Raw genomic sequence first — 23719 nt, 5'->3', positions numbered from 1 at the left:
CGTATCTACCACGGCTGCGGAACTGGCCCGCTCCGAACCCCCAGTAGGGCGACAGCACGGGAACGAGTCAGTCCGCTACCGCATCAGCGCCGCCCGAGAGCGGCCCACCCAGGTTGTCATTGAGGCACGGAAACCCGCCGCCGGCCGCGTACACCGTCACCCGGACCGTCGAGGACGTGCTGGGCCGGCCGCCCCGCCGCTTCGCCGACTGGGTCCGCGACCACCTCGACGCGTTCCGCTGACCGCCGTCCGTCGAGGACCCTGGGTCACCGCGCGCGCCCGCGCGGGCCGCGGGGCGCCGGCCAGGTCACCGCGGTCCGTAGCGGGTCGCCGGCGCCCCCGTCATGAGCGCCCAGTACCGGTCGCCGTAGGACCAGTGCCACCACTCGGTCGGGTAGTTCACCATCCCCGCACCGGTGAGCGCCGCCACGAGGATCTGCCGGTTCCGGCGGGCCGCCGCCGGGATGTTCCCGGCGGCCGTGAAGCACGCGTCGGCGCTCGCCTCCGGGGTCGCGTCGACGGCGGTGCCCATGTCCAGCTCGACACCGTCGAGGTCGCAGAGGGTCAGGTCGACGGCGCCGCCGGTGCTGTGCGGCGCCACCTCCACGGGCGAGACGAACTTCGTGGTCTCCCGGTGCAGCCGCCCCGCCGACCACTGTGGATACCGGCGGCGCAGCTCCTCCCGGTAGCCGGTGAAGATGTCCCGCTGCACGTGGTGCGGCCGGTACCCCTCGACCACGAGCAGGCGCAGGCCCGCCGGCAGCGCGCGCTGCGCGGCCAGCAGCCGCTCCGCGACCCCACGGCGCACCCGGGCGTACGCCCCGGCGGGATCGGCGGCACGGGTGTCGAGCCGCAGCTCCGGCACCTCCCGGAGATCGACCAGCGGCTCGCCGTCGTCGCTGCTCGGCACGGCGGCCACACGGGGGTCGGAGAGCAGGATCATCGGAGCGCCCCCGGGCGTACGCCGGCCGGCCGTTCGGCGTGCCGGGCGAGGGCGAGGCCGACGAGCCGGTCCACGAGTTCCGGGTAGTCGACGCCGGACTCCGCCCACACCTTCGGGTACATGGAGTGCGCCGTGAAGCCCGGCATCGTGTTCAGCTCGTTGACGTAGAGGTCGCCGCTCGCCTCGTCGTAGAGGAAGTCGACGCGGGCCAGGCCCCAGCCGCCGATGGCCGCGAAGGCCCGCAGCGACAGCTCCCGGACGCGCTCCGTGACCTCGTCGGGCAGGGGCGCGGGGACCACCATCGGGTCGTCGTCGCCGTAGTACTTCTGCCGGTAGTCGAACCAGCCGCCGGCCACCCGGACCTCGCCGACCGCCGACGCCTCCGGGCGCCAGCCGCCGAGCACGCCGCACTCCAGCTCGCGGCCGGTCACGCCCTGCTCGACCAGGACGACGGTGTCGTGCCGCAACGCCTCCTCGACGGCCGCCCCGAGGTCGTCGCCCTCGGTGACCCGCGAGATCCCGATCGAGGAACCCATCCGGGCCGGCTTCACGAACAGCGGCCGGCGCAGCCCCAGCACCAGCTTCTCCGGGCCGTCCGCCGCCCGGTAGGTGTGCGCGTCGAAGGAGACGTGCGGGGTGGTCGGCACCCCCTCGGCCCGCAGCGCCCGCTTCATGGCCACCTTGTCCATGCCCACGGCCGAGGCGAGGATGCCGCACCCCACGTACGGCACGCCCAGCGACTCGAGCAGCCCCTGCACCACCCCGTCCTCGCCGTACGGGCCGTGCAGGACCGGGAAGACCACGTCCACCTCCGCGTGGACGGCGCCGGGCGCGTTCGCCGCCGCGACCAGGGCCGTGCCGGGGCGGTTGCCGACGCGCAGCTCCACCGCCGGACCGGTCACGGTCAACCGGTCGTCGATGGCACGGCCGGCGCCGCCGCCGGCGCGCAGCTCGGCCAGCACCGCGTCCGGCACGAGGCGGAAGGTTCCGGTACGGGTGACGCCGATCGCGACGACCCGGTGGCCGGCGTCGGCGAGTGCCCGGGCGACGCCGAGCGCCGAGGCGCAGGACACGTCGTGCTCCGCCGACGGGCCACCGAACAGGACTCCGATCCGAACGGGCGTGCTCATGCCGCCACCCCCTCTCGCGCCGCCAGGTCGGCGAACTGCCGGGCCGCCAACCGGGCGACCAGCTCCTTGTCGACGTTCCCGCCGGTCAGCACGACGCCGACGGTGCGGTAGCGCTCCCGTCCCGGCGGGGCGGCACCGAACCGCCCGGCCGCCGCGCGCGGGTCCACGGCCGCGCGCGGGTCCACCGCCGCGCGCGGGTCCACCGCCGCGCGCGGGTCCACCGCCGCGCGCGGGTCCACCGCCGCGCGCGGGTCCACCGCCGCGCGCGGGTCCACCGCCGGGCGGAGGTCCGCCGCGCCGAGGTCCGCGGCCAGCCGCAGCGCGCCGGCCAGGCCGGCCGCGCCGGACGGCTCGGCGAGCACCTTCAACTCCATGAGCAGCAGTTGGAACGCCTCGGCGATCTGGTCGTCGTCGACGCGTACGACGCCCCGCACGGCGTCCCGCGCCACGGCGAACGGGAGTTCGCCCACGCAGGCGGGACGCAGCCCGTCGGCGATCGTGGGCGCCGGGGCGACCGGGGTGGGCCGGCCGGCCGCGAGGCTACGGGCCAGCGAGTCGCAGCCGACCGGCTCGACGCCGTACACCTCGATCGGTGTCCCGGCCGCGGCCAGGCACGCGCCGGCGACGCCCCCGCCGCCGCCGACCGGCACCACGAGCGCGTCCAGCGGGGTTCCGGCGCGCTCCGCCTCCTCGATCAGCTCCAGGCTCGCGGTGCCCTGCCCGGCGATGACGTCCGGGTGGTCGTAGGCGTCGAGCAGCGGGTGCCCGTGGGCGCCGGCGATCCGGCGCGCCGCGGCGAGCCGCTCCTCCAGGGAGGTGCCCGCGAAGACGACCTCCGCGCCCGCCGTCCGGGCCCGGGCGACCTTCGTCGGCGCCGCGTCCACCGGCAGCACCACGGTCGCCGCCAGCCCGTGCCGCCGGGCGGCCAGCGCCACGGCCACCGCGTGGTTGCCCGTGCTCTGCGCGACCACCCCGCCGTGCCCGGCCGCGGCGAGCCGCCCCACGGCCAGCATCGCGCCGCGCATCTTGTACGAGCCGCCGGCCTGGAGGTTCTCGGCCTTCAACAGGATCCGGACGCCGGCCAGGCGGTCGATCGCCGGGGAGTTCAACAGGGGCGTACGCACCACGCGGCCGGACAGCCACCGGGCCGCCTCCTGGACGCGGGCCCGGTCCAGCCGTACGGCCGGGGTAGGTGGATCTGTGCGGGACATGGTCTCTCCTTCGAGGTTGTGCCGGGACGGCGGCGTGAACAGCCACCCCGCGCCGGCCGCCAGCAGTCCGCGGTGGACGGCCAGGCTGAGCGCCAGCACGAGCACGGTGAGCAGGACGGGGTAGCCGGCCACCAGCACGGCCCGTACCGGTCCGTGCAGGTCCGTGACCGGACCGGCGAGGAGCCGGTGCAGCAGCGCGAGCACCGGCATGTGGATCACGTAGACGGGCAGCGTCCGGCGTCCCAGGGCGGCGAGCGCCGTGGTGGACGCGCCCCGCCGCCGGGCGGCCACGGCCGCCACGGTGAGGCCGAACGCCACGGCCACGACGGAGACCGCCGGCCACACGCCGAACCACCGCTCGGCGCCGGCCAGCCCCATGGCGGCGAGTGCCGCCACGTACGCGGCGGAGACACCGACGAGGCGCCGGCGCGTCGCGGTCGCCGCCCAGCCCGTCAGGTACGGCCGGAGGTGGACGCCGGCCAGGAAGAACACCAGGTTCTGGTAGACCCCGCCCCGGTTGCCGGGCGTGTCCAGCAGACCCGCCGCCGCCACGGCCGACAGGGCCCCGGCGAGCGCGAGCAGCACGGCCGGCCGCACCCGCCGCGACGCCCTGGCCACCACGAAGTAGAGCGCCAGCGCGTACAGGTACCAGAGGTTGGACGGGGTGACCGTGAGCTGGGCCAGCAGGTCGCCGGGGCTGGTGGCGCGGTCGGTCGGGAAACCGGGGACGAGGGCCAGCAGCGCCGTGTGGATGAGCAGCCAGGCGGCGTACAGGTAGAGGTTGCCGGCGACCCGGGACCGGGCGGCGGCCCGCCAGGGCCGGTTGACGGCGTTCGCCGCGAAGATGCCGGAGATGGTGAAGAAGAGCGGCATCCGCAGCGGGAGCAGTTGCTCGCCGAGGAGCCCCCACGCCCCCGGCACCGGCACGCCGGCGCGCCAGTCGATACGCAGGTAGTCCTTCACGACGACGTGCCAGAGCACCACGAGGACGATGCAGGCGCCCTTGGCCACGTCGGCCCACGTCTCGCGGCCCGCCGCCGTCGAGGTGGCACCCACCGGCGGCTGCTCGGTGCGGGTCGTCACGGCTTCTCCTCTCCGGCTCCGGGCGGAACCGGTGGCCCCTGAGCGGGACGCTTCCGGGCAGCCCGGAGCTCGGGACGCCGTACACACGGGTCCCGGGGCCTGGTTGGTTCGGTGTGGTGGCTGTGACCTGGGTCTAGTGCGGGATCGGTAGCTGGACGTCGACGCGGAGCCCGCCGCCGTCGGCGGGCCGGGCGGCGATGACGCCGTCGTGCGCCTGCGTGATGGAGCGGGCGATGGCGAGGCCGAGTCCGGCGCCGCCGCTGTGGTTGGTGCGGTCCCGGGCCAGCCGCCGGAACGGCTCGAAGAGCCCGGCGACCGCCTCGGCCGGTACGACCTGACCGGTGTTGACCACGGTCAGCGCCGGCGTCCGCCCGACGACGACGGTGAGTCGCCCGCCGGGACGGTTGTACTTGATCGCGTTCTCCACGAGGTTGGTGACGAGGCGCTCCAGCAGCACCCGCTCCCCCATGACGACGCGGGGGGCGAGGTGACTCTCGATCGTCACCTCGGCCGCCGTGGCGCGGTCCTGGTAGGCGGCCAGCACGCTGCCGGCGATCTCGTCGAGGCGCTGCGGTGTGGAGGAGCGCAGCCCCTGGTCGCTCTCGCTGAGCGCGAGCAGCCCCTCGATGAGCCGTTCGTTGCGCTCGTTGGTCTGCAACAGCTGGGCGGTCAGCAGTTCCAGCTGCTCGCCGGTGAGCGACTGGGCCATGCCGACCTCGATGAGCGTCCGCTGGACGGCCAGCGGCGTACGCAGCTCGTGCGAGGCGTTCGCGGCGAACCGCCGCTGCCCCTCGTAGCCGGCCGCGATGCGCTCCATCATCTGGTCGATCGCCCGGGACAGCTGGGCCAGCTCGTCGCTGCCGGACCGCCGGATGCGGTAGCCGAGGTTCTGCGGCCCGACGTGCGCGATGGGCTCGGCGAGATCACGCACGGGACGCAGGCACCACGCGGCGGCGCCCCAGATCCCCAGCACCGCGACGGCGCTGAGGACGAGCGAGGCCATCTGCGGGATGGCCACGTCGAGCTGGCGGGCCGGCTCGCAGATCAGGTTCAGCCCGGGCTCGGCCAGGCCGCAGATCTCCCGGGCGGGCAGCCACACGATGCCCAGCAGCCACTTCACGAGGCCCGGCAGGAAGAACCCGACGAGCAGCGCGACCACGCCGACCAGGACGATCCGGCGGCGGGGGCTCATTCGGGCCCGCCGATCCGGTAACCGGCCCGGGGCACGGTGTGGATGATGGCGGGCTGGCCGAGCTTCCGGCGCAGCGTCATGAGCGTCACCCGGACGGCGTTGGTGAACGGGTCGGCGAACTCGTCCCACGCCTGCTCCAGCAGGTCCTCCGCGCTGACCACCCGACCGTTCGCCCGCATCAGCACGTGCAGCACGGCGAACTCCTTCGGGCTCAGGGCCAGCGGGCGGCCGTCGCGGGTGACCGTGTGCCGGGCCACGTCGAGCACCACCCCGTGCTGTTCGAGCACGGGCGGCAGCGCCGGCGCGGACCGCCGCCCGAGGGCCTGCACCCGGGCGACCAGTTCGGCGAAGGCGAACGGCTTGGTCAGGTAGTCGTCGGCGCCCAGGCCGAGACCCTCCACCCGGTCCCGGATACCGGCGGCGGCGGTGAGCATGAGGACCCGCGTACCGGCGTCGGACCCGGCGAGGCTCCGGCACACCTCGTCGCCGGTCCGCCCCGGCATGTCCCGGTCCAGGACGGCCACGTCGTACCGGTTCACGGAGATCCGCTCCAGCGCGCCGTCGCCGTCGTAGCAGACGTCGACCGCCATCGAGAGGCGACGCAGCCCCTGGGCGATCGTGTCCGCCAACAACCGCTCGTCGTCCGCCACCAGCACCCGCACGCTTCCGCCCCCGTGGTTCCTCGTTGTCCGGCATACGGTCTCAAGCAGGAGATAAGGGTTCCGTAAGCACCCGCCAGCCATCCTCCACGCCCCGCCGGCCAGGACAAACACGGTCAAGCCGCAGCCGGGCGGGGACGTCCCCGCCGCGTCGTCTGGCGCGCTCCGTCCCATCCGCCGCCGCACACTTGGCGATCCGGGGTGAGCTGCGTCACGATGGGCGCGAGGAGGTCGCCCATGGCCGACCCGTGGCTCGCCCTGGAAATCGGCGTCGATCCGGCGGAGCGGATCGCGCAGGTCGGTGCCGCGCACGAGGCGTTCCTCGCCGGCGGGCCGGAGGCCGCCCGGCGGATGGACCGGCACCTGCGCGACGTCGTGGCCAAGTCGTGGCGCCGCTCGGCCGGCGCGCTGCTGGATCCGGAGGGCACCCCGCCCGTCGAACTGGTCGACGACACGCTGGAGAGCTACCGGGCCGCGCACCCGCTGGCCCGGGTGCTGCCGCTCTTCCGTGACCTGCTCGGCGGGATCGCGCAGGACGGCGCCCACCTCATGGCCGTCTGCGACGCCTACGGCCGGCTGCTCTGGGTGGAGGGCCACCCGGGCGTACGCCGGCGCGCCGAGCGGATGAACTTCGTGCCGGGCGCCCGCTGGGACGAGGCACACGCGGGCACCAACGCCCCCGGCACGGCCCTCGCCGTCGACCACAGCGTCCAGATCTTCGCCACGGAGCACTTCAGCCGGCCCGTGCAGCGGTGGACGTGCGCGGCCGCGCCCATCCACGACCCGGTCACCGGCCGGCTGCTCGGGGCCGTCGACATCACCGGCGGCGACCACCTGGCCACCCCGCAGAGCCTCGCGCTGGTACGCGCCACCGCCCGGGCGGCCGAGGCGCAGCTCGCCGCCGACCGGCCGCCCGAACCGGGTGTGGCCACCGTCGCCGCGCTCGGCCGCGACGAGGCCGAACTGCGGGTGGACGGGCGGCGGCTCCGGCTCGGCCGCCGGCACAGCGAACTGCTGGTGCTGCTCCTCGACCACCCCGAGGGGCGGACCGGGGAGCAGCTCGGCCTCGACCTCTACGGCGACGACCGGCTGCACCCGGTCACCCTGCGCGCCGAGTTGTCCCGGCTGCGCCGCGTGCTCGGCCCGGAACTGCTCGACTCCCGCCCGTACCGGCTGCGCGGCACCGTGCGCGCCGACTTCCGTACCGTCACCGACCTGCTCGACCGCGGCGATCCCGCCGGCGCCCTCGACGCGTACGCCGGACCGCTGCTGCCCTCCTCCGACGCGCCGGGAGTGGCGCGACTGCGCCGGCTCATCGACGGCCAGCTCCGGGCGGCCGTGCTCGCCGCCGGGGACCCGGCGCTGCTCGCGGCCTGGACGGCGACGCCCGCCGGCGCCGACGACCTGACCGCCTGGCAGGCGCTCGCCCGGGCGCTGCCGCCGGGCGCGCCCCGCCGGCCGCTCGCGGTCGCCCGCGTCCACCAGCTCGCCGGGGAGTACGGCCTGCCGCGCGCAACGTGGCTGCAACGTCCCGGAAACTAGCGTCACCGCCGTCCACCCGTGACGGACGGCGGAGGTACCCATGACGCGCTACGACGCGCCCACCCACTGGCAGACCCGCTACGACCACTTCATCGGCGGCGAGTACGTCAAGCCGCACGGCGGGCGGTACTTCGAGAACCCCACCCCGGTGACCGGGCAGACCTTCTGCGAGGTCGCCCGCGGCACCGCCGAGGACGTCGAGAGGGCCCTCGACGCCGCGCACGGCGCCGCCGACGCGTGGGGCCGCACGCCGGTCGCCGAACGGTCGCTGATCCTCAACCGGATCGCCGACCGGATGCAGGAGCACCTGGAAGACCTCGCCATCGCCGAGACCTGGGAGAACGGCAAGCCGGTCCGGGAGACCCTGGCGGCGGACATCCCGCTGGCCATCGACCACTTCCGGTACTTCGCCGGCGCCATCCGGGCACAGGAGGGCACCCTCGGCGAACTCGACGACGACACCGTGGCCTACCACTTCCACGAGCCGCTCGGCGTGGTCGGGCAGATCATCCCGTGGAACTTCCCGCTGCTCATGGCCACCTGGAAGCTCGCCCCGGCCCTCGCCGCCGGCAACGCCGTGGTGCTCAAGCCGGCCGAGCAGACCCCCGCGTCGATCCACTACTGGCTCTCGCTGGTGGCCGACCTGCTGCCGCCCGGCGTGGTCAACGTGGTCAACGGCTTCGGCGTCGAGGCCGGCAAGCCCCTGGCCTCCTCGCCGAGGGTCGCCAAGGTGGCGTTCACCGGCGAGACGACCACCGGGCGGCTGATCATGCAGTACGCCAGCGAGAACATCAAGCCGGTCACCCTGGAACTGGGCGGCAAGAGCCCGAACATCTTCTTCGACGACGTGAGCGCCCGGTCCGACGAGTTCTACGACAAGGCGCTCGAAGGGTTCACCATGTTCGCCCTCAACCAGGGCGAGGTCTGCACCTGCCCGTCCCGGGCGCTGATCCAGCAGGGCCACTACGCGGACTTCCTCGCGGCGGCCGTCGAGCGTACGCGTCAGGTGCGCCAGGGCCACCCACTGGACACCGAGACGATGATCGGGGCGCAGGCGTCGAACGACCAGCTCGAGAAGATCCTGTCCTACCTGGACATCGGTCGCCAGGAAGGCGCGAAGGTGCTCACCGGCGGCGAGCGGGCCGACCTGGGCGGCGAACTGTCCGGCGGCTACTACGTCCAGCCGACCATCTTCGAGGGCGACAACTCGATGCGGATCTTCCAGGAGGAGATCTTCGGTCCGGTGGTCTCGGTGACCTCGTTCGCCGACCTCGACGACGCCGTGAAGATCGCCAACGACACCCTGTACGGCCTCGGCGCGGGCGTGTGGACGCGCGACATGAACACCGCGTACCGGGCCGGCCGCGCGATCCAGGCCGGCCGGGTCTGGACGAACTGCTACCACGCCTACCCGGCGCACGCGGCGTTCGGCGGGTACAAGCAGTCCGGCATCGGCCGGGAGAACCACAAGATGATGCTGGAGCACTACCAGCAGACCAAGAACCTGCTGGTCAGCTACTCGCCGAAGAAGCTGGGCTTCTTCTGATGGGCACCGACCCGTCAGGCGCCGCGGTTCCCGGTCCGCCGGGCGCCGCGGCGCCGCCCGGCGCGGCACGGTCCGGCGCGGCACGGTCCGGCGCAGTGCCGTCCGGTCCGGTGCGGTCCGGTTCGCCGTCCGGCAGAGTGCCGTCCGGCCCCGTGCGATCCGGCGCGGCGTCGTCCGGCGCGGCCTCGTCTGGCACGGCCTCGTCTGGCACGGCCTCGTCTGGCACGGCCTCGTCCGGTCCGGTGCCGCTTCCCCGGGCGGCGTCGCCGGTGTCGCTTCCGCCGGCCACCGACCCGGTGTCGCTGACGCCGGCCGCCGCGGACCTGATCCGAGCACTGCGGGAACAGCACGGGCCGCTCATGTTCCACCAGTCCGGCGGCTGCTGCGACGGCAGCGCCCCGATGTGCTACCCGGCGGGCGAGTTCCGCACCGGCGGCTCCGACGTCCTGCTCGCCTCCCTGGCCGTCGACGGCGTCCCGGAGCCGGTCGAGTTCTGGATGTCCCGCTCGCAGTGGGAGCTGTGGAAGCACACGAGGCTCACGATCGACGTGGTGCCGGGCCGGGGCAGCGGCTTCTCCCTGGAGGCCCCCGAGGGCGTCCGCTTCCTGATCCGCTCCCACCTAGCCTGACCCCACATCCCCCCTCCACTCCCGCGATCTTGCACTTTGTGCCCCTGGAATGAGGCTTATGCCAGGAAAGTCAGGGCCGAAAGTGCAAGATCGCGGGAGTGAAAGGGGGGCGGGTCAGGAGAGGGCGGCGCGGACCGTCGCGACGATGTGGTGGGGGCGGCGGTAGAGGTCCTGGTCGGTGAAGTAGCGCATCCGCCATCCGTTGGCGTCGAGCCAGTTCACCCGTTCCCGGTCCCGGCGAAGCCGCTCCCGGTCCAGGTGGGACAGGCCGTCGTACTCGACTCCCACCCGCCGCTCGCGGTAGCCCAGGTCGAGCCGGTACCGGCGGATGCCGTACGAGTCGTGGACCCAGAGCTGCGGCTCGGGCGCGGGCAGCCGGCCGTCGATCAGGACCAGGCGCAACTGGCTCTCCTGGCGGCACTCCGCCCGCCCGTCCGCCAGTGCCACGAGGTCCCGCGCCTGCCGGATGCCGCGCAGCTTCCGCTGTCGCGGCAGTTCCGCCACGAGCTCGTCCCGCGTGACCGCACCGGAGCGGAGTGCGGCGTCGAGTACCGGCAGAGCGTCGAGCCGCCGGACGCTCCGGGCGAGGTCGACGGCGCACCGGGCCGCCGGGACGCAGGGCAGCCCACGGACGAGGACGGGCCGCACGGGCAGGACCGAGTGGTGTACGACCAACCCGGGTAGGCGTGGCCGGGGCACCGTGGCCGGCAGCACGACGTGAACCTGGTCCTCTCGCAGAACCCCGAATCCGTGCCGGCGGGCCGCGCTCTGGCGGGTCAGTGCCGCACCGTCGGGCAGGCACAGCAGCAGTGCGCGGAGTTCGTCGTCGTCCTCCTCGCAGCGCCGGTCGGCGTAGACGCCTCTCCGTACCCGGAGCAGCTCCGCCTTGCTCACCTGGGTCCGGAGTCGCTTCACCGTCAGGCTCCGCAACAGATCCTCGACGCGCCACAGCTGAATCGACACGCCGGCACTATGGCGAACCTCCGCCCCCGGAACCGCCCTCCCACCCCGAGCCTGTGGACAACCAAACCCCCTGTGGACAACTACCCCCCAAACCCCGACCCGTGCTATCCCCGCCCCCAACCGTCCACCGCGATCTTGCAGTTTCGGCCCCAGATATACCCTGTATGCCCTATATGTCGGGGCAGAAAGTGCAAGATCGCGGGGAAGCAGCGGGGTTAGCGGGCGTCCAGGAGGGGCTGTCTCGGGTTCCACGGGGGACCGCCCGCCGCGTCGCGGCGGCGCCGTGCGATCGCCGACAACGCCTCGAGCACCACCCGGTTGCCCAGGTACGCGGTGATGTCGGCGTGGTCGTACGGGGGCGCGACCTCGACCACGTCCACCCCCACCACCGGCAGCTCGTAGCAGCAGCGGCGCACGGCGTCGAGCAGTTGCCGCGAGGTCAGCCCGCCCGGCTCCGGCGTGCCCGTGCCGGGCGCCATGCCCGGGTCCACCACGTCCACGTCGACGGAGAGGAACACCCCCTCGCACTCGTCCACCGCGATCCCGAACGCCTCCGTGAGGCACTCGTCCAGGCCGCGGGCGACCAGTTCGGTCATCTCGTACGAGCGCATCCGCTGCTCCGCCATCCAGCTCAGCACCGACGGCCCCGGCCAGTAGCCGCGCAGGCCGATCTGGAGGAACCGGTCGCCACGGACCGCGCCCGACTCGATGAGCCGCCGCATCGGCTGGCCGTGCCCGTGGAGGCTGCCGAACTCGACGTCGCCGGTGTCGGCGTGCGCGTCGAAGTGCACCAGCGACACCCGCCCGAGCCCGTGGTGGCGCGCCACGCCGGTGGCGTCGGGCAGCGCGATGGAGTGGTCGCCGCCGAGCACCACGGGGATCGCGCCCGACGAGGCGACCGTGTGGACGGCGGACTCCAGCGCCGACAGCGAGCGTTCGATGTCGCCGGAGAACATCTCGACGTCGCCCGCGTCGTACACCCGCAGGTCCCGCAACGCGTCGACGCGCAGCGCGAGCGACGGGCGGGACCCGTCGTGGGGCAGGTAGCAGGCCTGCCGGATGGCCGACGGCCCGAACCGGGTGCCGGGCCGGTGCGAGGTCCCGCCGTCGAACGGGGCACCCACGACCACCACGTCCGCGTCGGCGAAGGACGCCGGGTCGGCCAGGTCGCAGGCGGGTACGCCGAGGAACGTCAGGTCCGGCCCGTACATGGCCCCGTAGCGGCTCATCGTTCCTCCATCCCCCACGGCGACCCGTACCCGGTGAGCAGGTCGAGGAAGGGCTTCGGCGGCAACGCCTCGGGGCCGAGCACCCCCGCCCCGGTCCACGCCCCGGTGGCGAGCAGTTCCAGCGCCACCACGGGGTTGACGGCGGTCTGCCAGACCACCGCCTGGTGGCCGTACTCCCGCATCGACCACTCGTTGTCGACGACGTGGTACAGGTACACCCGCCGGGGCCGGCCGTCGACCCCGGTGCCGGTGACGTACGTGCCGGCGCACGTCTTCCCGCGCATCCGGTCGCCGAGCGTGGCCGGGTCGGGCAGGCAGGCGGCCACCACGTCCCGGGGCGACACGGTGACGCCGCCGACCCGCACGGGCGACGTCGAGTCCAGGCCGAGCTTGTGCAGGGTCCGGAGCACCTGGATGAACTCGTCGCCCAGGCCGTACTTGAAGGTGACCCGCCTCGCCGGCACCCAGCGCGGGATGAGCAGCACCTCCTCGTGCTCCACGTTCACGCACTCGACCGGGCCGATGCCCTCCGGGAACTCGAACACCTCCGGCTCGGAGAACGGCTCGGTGGTGTACCAGCCGCGGCCGGCCTCCCAGACCACCGGCGGGTTCAGGCACTCCTCGATGGTCGTCCAGATGGAGAACGACGGCGCGAAGTCGTAGCCGTCGACGGTGAGGTTCGCGCCGTCGCGTACGCCGATCTCGTCGATGGAGGCGAAGAGTTCGTCGGCGGCGTACCGGGCGAAGACGTCGGAGAGTCCCGGCTCGACGCCGATGCCGCAGAGCGCCAGCCGCCCGGCCGCCTGCCACCGGTCGGCGAGGGCGAACTGTTCGTCGCCCAGCTTCACCCCGGTCTCGGCGTACGGCCGTCGGGGGTGCGGACGGGACAGCGACATGGCCATGTCCAGGTAGTCGGCGCCGGCCGCGAACGCGCCCTCGAAGATCGGCATGACGAAGCGCGGGTCGACGGCGTTGAGCACGTGCGTGATCCGGTGCTCCCGGCACAGTGCCGCCACCGCCTCGGCCGACGAGGCGTCGACGCGGGCGGCCACGAACCGCTCGCCGCGCCCCTCGACGGCTCGCGACGCCCGCGCGGCGTCGTGGTCGGCGACCACCATGGTCTCGAAGAAGGGACGGCGGGCGGCGATCGCGACGGCGGCGGATCCGACGCCGCCGGCGCCCACCAGCAGGATGCGCATCAGGAATCGAACCCCAAACCGAGACGGTCGAGCGTACGGAGCCAGACGTTCCGCCGTCCCTGGCGCGCGTCGGCGCGGGCCAGGGACCAGCGGGTGAGGTGGATGCCGGCCGCCCGGACCGGCTCCGGGGGGAACGGCAGCGGCGCCGTGCGGACGAGGTCGAGCCGGGTCAGCGGGGTGTCGGCGCCGGCCAGCAGGTCGAGCATCACGCGCGCGCCGAACCGGGTGGCGCCGACGCCCAGGCCGGTGTAGCCGGCCGCGTACGCGAGCCGCCCCTCGTACGCCGTGCCGAAGAACGGGCAGAACCGCGTGCACGTGTCGATGACGCCACCCCAGCGGTGGCTGAAACGCAGGCCGTCGAGCTGCGGGAACGTCGTGAAGAAGTGCCCGGCGAGCGTGCAGAAGGTGTCCCAGCGCTGCTCCAGCGTCGGGGCGACCCGGTTGCCGAAGTGGTAGACGGCGTCGTACCCGCCGAACAGGATCCGGTTGTCGGCGGTGATCCGGTAGTAGTGGAACTGGTTGCCGGTGTCGGCGAGCCCCTGACGGTTCGCCCAACCGATGGCCCGCCGCTCGTCGTCGGCGAGCGGCTCGGTCATCAGCGCGTAGTCGTAGACCGGCACGATCCAGGCCCGCAGCCGGCGCAGCAGGGGCGGAAACGCGTTCGTGGCGAGCACCACCTGTCCCGCCCGCACCGACCCGGGCAGGTGGTCGCGTCCACCGGCCGTGGTGGCCCGCAGCGCCGCACCCTCGCGGCGCAGGCCGGTCACCCGCGTGTGCTCGACGATCCGCACCCCGAGGCTCAGGCAGGCGCGGCGCAGCCCCCAGGCGAGCTTCGCCGGGTCGAGCAGGGCCACCCGGTCGCGGTCCCACAGCCCGCCGAGGTACGTCGGGGAGTTCACCTCGGCGCGGACCTCGCCGGCGTCGAGCAGCCGCACGTCGTGGCCGTACCGGCGGGCCAGCTCGGCGTCGGCGGCCAGCCCGTCGAGCTGGTACGGCTCGACGGCCACCGCCAGTTCGCCGGTACGCGCGAAGTCGCAGTCGATGTCGTACTCCGCGATCGTCGCCGCGATGGCGTCCAGGTTCTCCCGGCCGAGCCGCTCCAGCACGTCGATCTCGTCGGGGAACCGCTCGACGCCGTTGGCCAGCCCATGCGTCAGCGACGCGGCGCAGAAGCCGCCGTTGCGCCCGGACGCCGCCCAGCCGCACGTGCCCGCCTCGACGAGCAGCACGTCCCGGCCCGGGTCGTCCCGCTTGGCCAGCAGCGCCGTCCAGAGTCCGCTGTACCCGCCACCGACCACGAGCAGGTCGGCCGTGTCCGCGCCGTGCAGCGGCGGGAGCGGGTCGGGGCGCTCCGGCCGGTCCAGCCAGTACGGCACGGGCGCCGCGTCGGTCAGCGACCGGCCGGGATGCGGGCCGGTCATGGCCGTTTCGCCGCCCCGGGCGCGGCGACCGGCAGCGCCGCCCGGCGCGCGCGCCGGCCACGGAGTGTGCTGCCCAGCACCAGCAGCAACGCGATCACGAACATCGCCGTGCCGATGACGTTGACCTGCGGCGGGATGCCCCGCTGGGCGGCGCCCCAGACGTACATCGGGAACGTGACGGTGGTGCCGGCGTTGAAGTTCGTGATGATGAAGTCGTCGAAGCTCAGCGAGAAGGCGAGCAGCGCGGCGGCCACGATGCCGGGCAGCACCAGCGGCAGGGTGATCCGCCGGAAGGTCTGCCACTCGCTCGCGTACAGGTCCATGGCGGCCTCCTCGAGCCGCGAGTCCATGCCGGCCAGCCGCGCCTTGACGGTCACCACCACGAACGAGACGCAGAACATCACGTGCGCGATCACGATGGTCCAGAAGCCCTGCGGCACCCCGGCCGCGACGAACAGGGCGAGCAGCGAGGTGCCCATGACCAGCTCCGGCGTGGCCATCGGCAGGAAGATCAGCACGTTGATCCCCGCCCGGCCGCGGAACCGGTGCCGCACGAGGGCGAACGCCATCAACGTGCCGAGCACCGTCGACACCACCGTGGCGATGAAGCCGATCTGGACGCTGCGCACCACGGCGTCGCACATGTCCGAGGTGGCGCACGGGTTCCGCCAGTTGTCGAGGGTGAACTCGTGGAAGTCGTACGACAGGCGGCTCGACGGGCGGTTGAACGACAACCCGGCCACCACGAGGATCGGCAGCGACAGGTAGCCGAGCACCAGCAGCGCCACGCCCATCACCCAGCGGTCGGCGACCCAACGCCAGAAACGCGCCATCAGAGCCTTCCTCCGTTCGCGACCGCGGGGCTGCCGGTCGCCGCACGCCGCGCCGCCGTCACAGGACGTCCTCCGTGCCGGCCCGCCGCAGGTAGCCGAAGACCACCGCGAGGATCGCCGCCATGAGCAGGAACGACAGCGCCGCGCCCTGCGGGTAGTCGAGCCGCACCAGGAACGCCGAGTCGATGACGTTGCCGATCATGTACTCGTTCGGGGTGCCGAGCAGCTCGGCGTTGATGTAGTCGCCGCTGGCCGGGATGAAGAAGAGCAGCGTGCCGGCCACGAGGCCGGGCATGGACAGCGGCAGGGTCACCCGGCGGAAGGCCCGCACCGGGCTCGCGTACAGGTCGCTCGCCGCCTCCAGAAGCCGCGGGTCGAGCCGCTCCAGGCTCGCGTAGAGCGGCAGCACGAGGAACGGCAGGAAGTTGTACGTGAGACCGAGCACCACCGCGAACGGCGTGGCCAGCAGGCGACCGTCCGGCCCCAGCAGGTGCACGTCGCGCAGCAGCCCGACGACCCAGCCGTTGTCGCTCAGGATCGTCTTCCAGGCCAGCGTGCGGACCAGGAAGCTCGTGAACATCGGCGCGACCACGCACACCAGCAGCAGGTTCTTCCACCGCCCGGCCTTCTGCGCGATGGCGTACGCCAGCGGGTAGCCCATCAGCAGCGCGAGCACCAGCGCCAGGCCGGCGTAGCCGAAGGAGCGCAGGAAGTGCGGCCAGTACGCCGCCAGCGCGTCCGGGTAGTTGCCGAACGCCCAGGTCATCGCGTACCCGGTGGCGAGTGAGCCGCCGGGGTCGTAGAGGCTCGCGGCGGCGAGCTGGAGCAGCGGCAGGGCGAAGAACAGCAGCAGCCAACCCCCGCCCGGCAGCAGGAGCAGGTACGGCAGTGCGCGGTACCGGCCGCGCCGGGCGGCCGGCGGCGGCTTCGCCCCGGTCGACTGCCCGGTGGGCACATGCGCCAGAGCGCTCATGCCACCGCCTCCCTCCGGTCGGCGCCGCCATGAGCCTTCACCGCGCTGAGCCTGATGATTCGCTCGCTACGCTCGCTCATGCCACCGCCTCCCTCCGGTCGGCGCCGCCATGAGCCTTCACCGCGCTGAGCCTGATGATTCGCTCGCTGCGCTCGCTCACGACTTCACTCCCACCGGCTCGTCGAGCACCGGCGTGGTCTGGTCCTCCGCCCCGGGCTCGCGGGGCAGCAGGAACGCATGCCGCGGGTCCCAGTGGGCCACCGCCTCGGCGCCCACCGCGAACCGTTCGGCGCTGCCGCTGTTCGCCGCGAACACCGACAGCTCGCTCCCCCACGCGGTGCGCAGCAGGTACTGCGTGCTGACGCCCACGTAGGAGGCGTCGCTGACCACCCCGGCGACGTGCTGGTGGCCCGCGGGCACCTGGTCGGCGGAGCCGACCAGATGCAGCTTCTCCGGGCGTACGCCCAGATGGACCGGCCCCCGGTCGACCCGGGCCCGGGCGGCGGGCACCGAGTAGCGCGCGCCGTGGGCGGTCACCGGGACGTCGTCCCCGGCGGCGCCGGCCGCCTCCGCGGCGATCAGGTTGGACTGGCCGAGGAAGTTCGCCACGAAGGCGGTGGCCGGGAACTCGTAGATGTCGGCCGGCGCACCGAGCTGTTCGATGCGGCCGGCGTTCATCACCGCGACCGTGTCGGCCATGGTCATGGCCTCCTCCTGGTCGTGGGTGACGTGCACGAACGTGATGCCGACCTCGGTCTGGATGCGCTTCAGCTCGATCTGCATCTGCCGGCGCAGCTTGAGGTCGAGCGCGCCGAGCGGCTCGTCCAGCAGCAGCACCTGCGGGTGGTTGATGAGCGCCCGGGCCAGCGCGACCCGCTGCTGCTGACCTCCGGAGAGCTGGGCGGGCAGGCGACGGCCGTACCCCTCCAGTTGCACGAGCGCGAGCATCCGCTCGACCTGCTCACCGACGTCGCGGATGCCGCGCCGGCGCAGACCGAAGGCCACGTTCTCGAAGATGTCCAGGTGCGGGAAGAGCGCGTAGCTCTGGAACACGGTGTTCACCGGCCGCTTGTACGGGCGCAGCCGCGCGATGTCCCGGTCGCCGAGCAGCACCTGCCCGCTGGTCGGCTCCTCCAGCCCGGCGATCATCCGCAGCGTGGTGGTCTTGCCGCAGCCGGACGCCCCGAGGAGGGCGAAGAACGAGCCCTGCGGGATCGTGAGGTTGACCTCGTCGACCGCCGTGAAGACGCCGAACCGCTTGGTGAGGTTGGCCAGCCGCAGGTCGCCGGCCGGTGTCTCGCGTGCCACTGTCGTTCCGCCCATCGCCTCGTCAGGCCCCGATGACCTGCTGGAACTTGCTTTCGTACTCGCGCTCCTGCTTCTCGTCCAGAGCCATGAAGACCTGGGCCTTGGCGAGCATCGCGTCGTCGGGGAAGATCAGCGGGTTGGCGGCCAGCTCGGGATCGATCTTCTCCATCTCGGCCTGGGCGCCCTGCACGGGACAGATGTAGTTGACGTACGCGGCGAGCTGGGCGGCCACCGCCGGCTCGTAGTAGTAGTTCATGAGCTGTTCGGCGTTGGCCTTGTGGGTGGCCTTGTTCGGCACCAGCATGTTGTCCGACCAGAGCATCACGCCGGACTCGGGCACCACGAACTTGATCTTGTCGTCCTCGAAGCCGAGCTGGATGACGTCGCCGGACCACCCGATGCAGGCGGCGATGTCGCCCTTGGCCAGGTCGGGCGCGTAGTCGTTGCCGGTGAACTTGCGGATCTGGCCGGAGTCCACCGCCTTCTTCAGCTTGTTGAGCGCGTCGTCGAACTGCGCGGCCGTGAAGTTCGACGGGTCGTGGCCGTTCGACTGGAGCAGGAGCCCCATGGTGTCGCGCATCTCGGACAGGGCCGTCACCTTGCCCTTGAGGTCGGGGCGGGTGAGCAGCTCGTCGACCGTCCGCAGCTCCTTGGTGACCTTGCCGTTGTAGGCGATGCCGGCGAGGCCGGACTGCCACGGCACGGCGAGCTGGTTGTCCTTGTCGAACGAGCGCCCCCGCAGCGAGGGCAGCAGGTTGGCGCTGACGTTGGGCATCTTGGACGTGTCGAGCTGCTGGATCCAGCCGAGCCGGATCATCCGCGCGGCCATCCAGTCGGTGAGCACCATGACGTCCCGGCCGGTGGGCTGGCAGCCCGCGAGCTGGTTCTGCACCTTGCCGAAGAACTCGTTGTTGTCGTTGACGTCCTCGGTGTACGTCACCTGGATGCCGCTGCGCGCGATGAACGCGTCGAGGGTGGGCCGCTTCGACTCGTCCTTCTCGTCCACGTCCATGTACTGCGGCCAGTTGGAGAAGGCGAGCTTCTTCTCCGTGGCGGAGAGGTCCTCGCTCGCGCAACCCGCTTCGGTCTGCTGGGCGCCCTTCGTGCCGCAGCCGGCCAGCGAGCCGCCGACGGCGAGCATCGCGGCCGAGCCGAGGGTGCCGGTGAGCAGACCACGCCGGGTGAGGGGCCTGAGGGGAGTGCGCATGTGACGACTCCTTAAGGGGTCATCGTCGGCGGCGGGGACGGGGGTGACGACGCCGGCGGGAGGGGTCATGTGCGATTGACGACTGATCCTGGCATGGGGTGACCTTCCTTACAAGGGATTCCGTTGCGGGAATAGCCCTTGACCACGAAATACGCCAGACTGCGCGAGGCACTAGGCTCACACGGCGGGAACGGACATGGGGAGCGGTCGATGACGAACCGGCAGCAGGAGAACGGCAACGGCACGCGGCGGCTCGCCGTGCGTGAAGGTGCCAGTCACGCTCTGTTGGACGACGTGGCCAAGCAGATCATCGAGCAACTCCAGGAGGACGGCCGGCGGCCGTACGCGACCATCGGCAAGGCGGTCGGGCTCTCCGAGGCGGCGGTACGCCAGCGGGTGCAGCGACTGCTCGACGCGGGCGTCATGCAGATCGTCGCCGTCACCGATCCGCTCCAGCTCGGCTTCCCGCGCCAGGCGATGATCGGCCTGCGCACCAACGGCGACCTGGAGGCGGTGGCCGACCGCCTCGCCGAATTGGAGGAGGTCGACTACGTGGTGATCACCGCCGGGTCGTTCGACCTGCTCACCGAGGTGGTCTGCCGCAACGACGACCACCTGCTGGAGATCCTCCAGCGGCTGCGGGCCGTCGAGGGCGTGCTCTCCACCGAGGCGTTCGTCTACCTCAAGCTCCGCAAGCAGACCTACACCTGGGGCACCGCCTGAGCCGACCCGCCCCCGCTCCGACCGGTGTGCGGAATCCGTCGCAAGCCACAACTCACGCTCGCAGAATTCGTTGTCGAATCGCCTATGTGCCACCGATCCCACTTGCCACAGCGGTTCTAACTGTGCGATAACCGTGGGCAGAGCGGCCGGTACGACCCCCCGACCGGCCCGTGACTCGATGGGGCTGACATGGCCAACGCCACCGACCACCTCTGGATGCACTTCACCCGGATGGCGAGCTACTCCGCCGGCGAGGTACCGACGATCGTGCGCGGCGACGGCGCGTACGTCTGGGACAGCCAGGGCCGCCGCTACCTGGACGGGCTCGCCGGGCTGTTCGTCGTCAACGCCGGCCACGGCCGTACCGAGCTCGCCGAGGCGGCCGCCAAGCAGGCGGCCGAGCTGGCGTACTTCCCGCTGTGGTCGTACGCGCACCCGAAGGCCGTCGAGCTGGCCGAGCGGATCTCCGCGCTGACCCCGGGGGACCTGAACCGCGTCTTCTTCACCACGGGCGGCTCCGAGGCGGTCGAGGCGGCGTGGAAGCTGGCCCGCGCGTACTTCAAGCGCACCGGCAAGCCGACCAAGCACAAGGTGGTCAGCCGCTACATCGCCTACCACGGCACCTCGATGGGCGCCCTGTCGATCACCGGCCTGCCCGGCATCAAGACGGACTTCGAGCCGCTGGTGCCCGGCGGGATCAAGGTGCCGAACACGAACTTCTACCGGGCACCCGAGCACGGTGACGACATCGAGGCGTTCGGCCGCTGGGCCGCCGACGAGATCGGCCGCGCCATCGAGCGGGAGGGCCCAGACACCGTGGCGGCCGTGTTCCTGGAGCCGGTGCAGAACTCCGGCGGCTGCTTCCCGCCGCCCCCCGGCTACTTCCAGCGGGTACGCGAGATCTGCGACGCGTACGACGTGCTGCTCGTCTCCGACGAGGTGATCTGCTCCTGGGGCCGTGTCGGCGAGTACTTCGGCGCCGTCCGGTACGGCTACCAGCCGGACATCATCACCACCGCGAAGGGCATCACCTCGGGGTACGCGCCCCTCGGCGCGATGATCGCCAGCGACCGGCTCATGGAGCCGTTCCTCACCGAGACCGGCATGTTCGCCCACGGCGTGACCTTCGGCGGCCACCCGGTCTCCTGCGCGGTGGCCCTCGCCAACCTGGAGGTCTTCGCCCGCGAGGACCTGGTGGGCCACGTGCGGGCCAACGAGGCCGCGTTCCGCGCCACCCTGGAGAAGCTGGGCGACCTGCCGATCGTCGGCGACGTCCGGGGCGACGGCTACTTCTACGGCATCGAGCTGGTCAAGGACAAGGCGACCCGGGAGACCTTCGACGAGGCGGAGTCGGAACGGCTGCTGCGCGGCTACCTCTCCACCGCCCTCTTCGCCGCCGGCCTCTACTGCCGCGCCGACGACCGCGGCGACCCGGTGGTGCAGCTCGCCCCGCCGCTGATCGCCGGGCAGCAGCAGTTCGACGAGATGGAGCAGATCCTGCGCGCCGTGCTCACCGAGGCATGGCGACGCCTCTGATGTCCTACCGGGACGTCTCCTACTGGCTGTCCAGCCTCGACGAACCGCTCACGCCGCGTCCGCCCCTGCCCGGTGGCACGGAGGCGGACGTGGCGATCGTCGGCGCCGGCTACACGGGCCTCTGGACCGCGTACTACCTGGCCCGCGCCGACCCGTCGTTACGGATCGTCGTGCTCGAACGGGAGATCGCCGGGTACGGGGCGTCCGGCCGCAACGGCGGCTGGTGCTCCACCCTCTTCCCCACCTCGCTCACGGCGCTCGGCCGGCGGCACGGCCGGGACGCGGCCGTCGCCATGCAGCGGGCCATGCAGGAGACGGTGCGCGAGGTGGGACGGGTCGTCGCGGCCGAGGGCATCGACTGCGACTGGGCGCGTGGTGGCACGGTGGTGCTCGCCCGGACCGAGGCCCAACTCGGCCGGGCCCGTGCCGCCGTCGCGGAGGCACGCGCGTTCGGCTTCGGTCCCGACGACCTCGCCCTGCTCGACGCCGGCGAGGCCGCCGCCCGGTGCGCCGCCGAGGGGGTACGCGGCGGCACGTACACCCCGCACTGTGCCGCCGTGCACCCCGCCCGACTGGCCCGGGGGCTGGCCCGTGCGGTCGAACGCCTCGGGGTGACGATCCACGAAAGGACGCCGGTCAGCGAGATCAGGCCGGGCGCGGCCGTCACCCCCGCCGGCCTCGTCCGGGCGCCCGTGGTCGTCCGCGCCACCGAGGGGTACACGCCGCAGCTACCCGGACAGCGGCGCACCGTGGTGCCGGTCTACTCGCTCATGATCGCGACCGAGCCGCTGCCCGAGCACGTCTGGGCACGGATCGGGCTGGCCGGGCGGGAGACGTTCTCCGACCACCGGCACGTGATCATCTATGGGCAACGGACGGCGGACGGCCGGCTCGCGTTCGGCGGACGCGGCGCCCCGTACCACTTCGGGTCCCGCGTCCGGCCCGGATACGACCGGGAGCCGGAGGTGTTCGCGGCACTTCGCCGTACGCTCGGCGAGCTCTTCCCCACGCTCGGACCGGACGTGGCGGTGACCCATCGCTGGGGCGGGCCGCTCGGCGTGGCCCGCGACTGGTCGGCGTCGGTGGGGCTGGACCGGGCCACCGGCCTCGCCTGGGCCGGCGGGTACGTGGGCGATGGCGTCTCCACCACCAACCTCGCCGGCCGTACGCTCGCGGACCTGATCCGGGGCGTGGAGAGCGACGTCACGGCGCTGCCCTGGGTGGGGCACCGGTCGCCGCGCTGGGAGCCCGAGCCGCTGCGGTGGCTCGCGGTCAACGCCGGGCTGCGGGTGATGTCCTCGGCCGACGCGGCGGAGGCCCGCACCGGCCGGCCGTCGCGCCGGGCGGCCCTCTTCGGCCGCTTCCTCGGTCACTGACGCCCGCCGCCGGCCCGGGTCGCGGGGGCCGCCGCCACCGGCTCACACTGACGCCCGCCGCCGGCCCGGTCGCGGCGGCCCGCACCGGCTCACGCGGGTGTGCCGGAACCGCCACCGGGCGGCCCGGGCGCTCCCTAGCCTGGCAGGCAGGAGCACGGCAGAGCGACGGAGGCCAGCATGAGCGCGGAGGCCATGGAGGCGTTCGCCCGTGAACGCGAAGTGGAGATCACCGTGACCGGCCGCAGGACCGGACGGCAGATCTCGCATCCCGTGTGGTTCGTGCAGGAGGAGCAGAGCATGTTCCTGGTGCCGGTCAGCGGGTCGGACACCGAGTGGTACAAGAACATCCGCCACACGCCCGTGATCAGGGTGGCCGCGAACGGGACGGCGGTGAACTCGACCGCCACCCCCATCACCGAACCGGATCGCGTCGACCACGTGGTCGCGATGTTCCGCGACAAGTACGGCGCCAAGCAGATCAGGGACCTCTACCCCAGGCACGACGTAGCCGTCCAGGTGCCGCTCGGCTGACCGTCGACGGTCGCGCCGGGGGGCTGCTCGCGGCATGCGCCGGCGGGGCGCCCACGCGCGGCGGCTCGCGGCGCCGGCCGCGGGCTCACCGGGGCGGGATCACACGTTCGGGGGGATCACGCGCAGGTGGCCACGGCGCCCGGTGGGGTGCGCCTGCGTGTCCTGGTCGTCCTCGGGCGGGCGGGGCGTGGGGCGGGCGGCCTCGCGGACCGCCTCGGCCAGGGCGACCAGGTCGTCGGTGGTGGGCGGCGGGGGCTCGAACTCACCCTCGTGGCGGACGACGTCCCAACCTCGGGGGGCCGTGAGGTTGCGGGCGTGCGGCTCGCAGAGGTCGTAGGTGTGGGGCTCCGCGAAGGCGGCCAACGGGCCCACCACGGCGGTGGACTCGTTGTAGACATAGGTCAATGTGGCGACCGCTTGCCGGGGGCAGCCGTTACGGGAGCAGCGCCGTGGTGACCTCACGGCGGCAGGGTATCTCCATTACC

The 23719-nt window shown here is 73.1% G+C and carries 22 protein-coding genes; 8 read left to right on the top strand and 14 right to left on the bottom strand.

The window, feature by feature from the left end; translation table 11 throughout:
- Positions 1 to 119 precede the first annotated feature (119 nt).
- Entirely contained in the window at positions 120 to 242 is a 123-nt protein-coding gene (locus D7I43_RS34060; protein ID WP_275670821.1) for a hypothetical protein, read from the top strand.
- A gap of 65 nt (positions 243 to 307) precedes the next feature.
- Here D7I43_RS34060 and D7I43_RS07970 read toward each other — a convergent pair whose 3' ends face one another.
- From D7I43_RS07970 to D7I43_RS07950, 5 genes are all read right to left on the bottom strand, one after another.
- Positions 308 to 943: a M15 family metallopeptidase gene (locus tag D7I43_RS07970; RefSeq protein WP_120327743.1), complete on the bottom strand. Its 636-nt coding sequence runs from the start codon at positions 941 to 943 to the stop codon at positions 308 to 310.
- Positions 940 to 2073 carry a D-alanine--D-alanine ligase family protein gene (locus tag D7I43_RS07965; protein ID WP_120327742.1) on the bottom strand — a complete coding sequence of 378 codons (1134 nt, stop codon included), beginning with the start codon at positions 2071 to 2073 and terminating at the stop codon, positions 940 to 942. The genes D7I43_RS07970 and D7I43_RS07965 overlap by 4 nt, the downstream gene beginning before the upstream one ends.
- On the bottom strand, positions 2070 to 4367 hold the full coding sequence (locus D7I43_RS07960) for a pyridoxal-phosphate dependent enzyme (RefSeq protein ID WP_240032842.1): 2298 nt from the start codon (positions 4365 to 4367) through the stop codon (positions 2070 to 2072). The genes D7I43_RS07965 and D7I43_RS07960 overlap by 4 nt, the downstream gene beginning before the upstream one ends.
- 133 nt (positions 4368 to 4500) lie before the next feature.
- Positions 4501 to 5559: a sensor histidine kinase gene (locus D7I43_RS07955; RefSeq protein WP_120327741.1), complete on the bottom strand. Its 1059-nt coding sequence runs from the start codon at positions 5557 to 5559 to the stop codon at positions 4501 to 4503.
- Positions 5556 to 6221 carry a response regulator transcription factor gene (locus D7I43_RS07950; protein WP_120327740.1) on the bottom strand — a complete coding sequence of 222 codons (666 nt, stop codon included), beginning with the start codon at positions 6219 to 6221 and terminating at the stop codon, positions 5556 to 5558. Before D7I43_RS07950 ends, D7I43_RS07955 begins: the two co-directional genes overlap by 4 nt.
- A 234-nt stretch (positions 6222 to 6455) precedes the next feature.
- Here D7I43_RS07950 and D7I43_RS07945 point away from each other — a divergent pair, with 234 nt between their 5' ends.
- The 3 genes from D7I43_RS07945 (at position 6456) to D7I43_RS07935 (ending at position 9935) form a co-directional block, all read left to right on the top strand.
- Positions 6456 to 7760, top strand: coding sequence for a GAF domain-containing protein (locus D7I43_RS07945; protein ID WP_120327739.1), 1305 nt, complete (start codon positions 6456 to 6458; stop codon positions 7758 to 7760).
- Between the two features lie 40 nt (positions 7761 to 7800).
- A complete protein-coding gene (gene exaC / locus D7I43_RS07940) occupies positions 7801 to 9306 on the top strand; it encodes an acetaldehyde dehydrogenase ExaC (RefSeq protein WP_120327738.1) in 1506 nt (501 codons plus the stop codon).
- Between the two features lie 269 nt (positions 9307 to 9575).
- A complete protein-coding gene (locus D7I43_RS07935) occupies positions 9576 to 9935 on the top strand; it encodes a DUF779 domain-containing protein (protein WP_120327777.1) in 360 nt (119 codons plus the stop codon).
- A 114-nt stretch (positions 9936 to 10049) separates the two neighbouring features.
- Here the strand turns inward: D7I43_RS07935 and D7I43_RS07930 are convergent, their stop codons facing one another.
- The 8 genes from D7I43_RS07930 to D7I43_RS07895 form a co-directional block, all read right to left on the bottom strand.
- Positions 10050 to 10898, bottom strand: coding sequence for a DUF559 domain-containing protein (locus D7I43_RS07930; RefSeq protein WP_240032841.1), 849 nt, complete (start codon positions 10896 to 10898; stop codon positions 10050 to 10052).
- A 215-nt stretch (positions 10899 to 11113) separates the two neighbouring features.
- The gene (gene speB, locus D7I43_RS07925) at positions 11114 to 12127 is read right to left on the bottom strand and encodes an agmatinase (RefSeq protein ID WP_120327737.1); all 1014 of its coding nucleotides are present in this window, start codon (positions 12125 to 12127) and stop codon (positions 11114 to 11116) included.
- Positions 12124 to 13326 (bottom strand): saccharopine dehydrogenase family protein, encoded by a 1203-nt coding sequence (locus D7I43_RS07920; RefSeq protein WP_120327736.1) that lies wholly within the window; start codon positions 13324 to 13326, stop codon positions 12124 to 12126. Before D7I43_RS07920 ends, speB begins: the two co-directional genes overlap by 4 nt.
- Positions 13326 to 14747, bottom strand: coding sequence for an NAD(P)/FAD-dependent oxidoreductase (locus D7I43_RS07915; protein WP_120327735.1), 1422 nt, complete (start codon positions 14745 to 14747; stop codon positions 13326 to 13328). Before D7I43_RS07915 ends, D7I43_RS07920 begins: the two co-directional genes overlap by 1 nt.
- Positions 14744 to 15580, bottom strand: a complete 837-nt coding sequence (locus D7I43_RS07910; RefSeq protein ID WP_120327734.1) for an ABC transporter permease — start codon at positions 15578 to 15580, stop codon at positions 14744 to 14746. Before D7I43_RS07910 ends, D7I43_RS07915 begins: the two co-directional genes overlap by 4 nt.
- A 58-nt stretch (positions 15581 to 15638) precedes the next feature.
- Positions 15639 to 16553, bottom strand: a complete 915-nt coding sequence (locus tag D7I43_RS07905) for an ABC transporter permease (protein ID WP_120327733.1) — start codon at positions 16551 to 16553, stop codon at positions 15639 to 15641.
- Between the two features lie 156 nt (positions 16554 to 16709).
- A complete protein-coding gene (locus D7I43_RS07900) occupies positions 16710 to 17876 on the bottom strand; it encodes an ABC transporter ATP-binding protein (protein ID WP_120327732.1) in 1167 nt (388 codons plus the stop codon).
- Positions 17877 to 17883: 7 nt separating this feature from the next.
- A complete protein-coding gene (locus tag D7I43_RS07895; protein WP_120327731.1) occupies positions 17884 to 19068 on the bottom strand; it encodes a polyamine ABC transporter substrate-binding protein in 1185 nt (394 codons plus the stop codon).
- Positions 19069 to 19278: 210 nt separating this feature from the next.
- Here D7I43_RS07895 and D7I43_RS07890 point away from each other — a divergent pair, with 210 nt between their 5' ends.
- The 4 genes from D7I43_RS07890 to D7I43_RS07875 all read left to right on the top strand — a co-directional run bounded on the left by D7I43_RS07890 (position 19279) and on the right by D7I43_RS07875 (position 23234).
- Positions 19279 to 19791 (top strand): Lrp/AsnC family transcriptional regulator, encoded by a 513-nt coding sequence (locus D7I43_RS07890; RefSeq protein ID WP_120327730.1) that lies wholly within the window; start codon positions 19279 to 19281, stop codon positions 19789 to 19791.
- A gap of 189 nt (positions 19792 to 19980) precedes the next feature.
- Entirely contained in the window at positions 19981 to 21327 is a 1347-nt protein-coding gene (locus D7I43_RS07885; protein ID WP_120327729.1) for an aspartate aminotransferase family protein, read from the top strand.
- Positions 21327 to 22703, top strand: coding sequence for an NAD(P)/FAD-dependent oxidoreductase (locus D7I43_RS07880; protein WP_192902102.1), 1377 nt, complete (start codon positions 21327 to 21329; stop codon positions 22701 to 22703). Before D7I43_RS07885 ends, D7I43_RS07880 begins: the two co-directional genes overlap by 1 nt.
- A gap of 177 nt (positions 22704 to 22880) precedes the next feature.
- Positions 22881 to 23234, top strand: a complete 354-nt coding sequence (locus D7I43_RS07875) for a nitroreductase/quinone reductase family protein (RefSeq protein WP_120327728.1) — start codon at positions 22881 to 22883, stop codon at positions 23232 to 23234.
- A 99-nt stretch (positions 23235 to 23333) separates the two neighbouring features.
- On the opposite strand, the gene D7I43_RS07870 is transcribed toward D7I43_RS07875, so the two are convergent.
- Entirely contained in the window at positions 23334 to 23696 is a 363-nt protein-coding gene (locus D7I43_RS07870; RefSeq protein WP_120327727.1) for a DUF3499 domain-containing protein, read from the bottom strand.
- Positions 23697 to 23719 lie beyond the last annotated feature (23 nt).

Source organism: Micromonospora globbae, assembly GCF_003610785.1.
Lineage (GTDB): Bacteria > Actinomycetota > Actinomycetes > Mycobacteriales > Micromonosporaceae > Micromonospora > Micromonospora globbae.
Note: the sequence above shows the minus strand (reverse complement) of the source record. Positions and strands in the feature narration are given on the sequence as shown.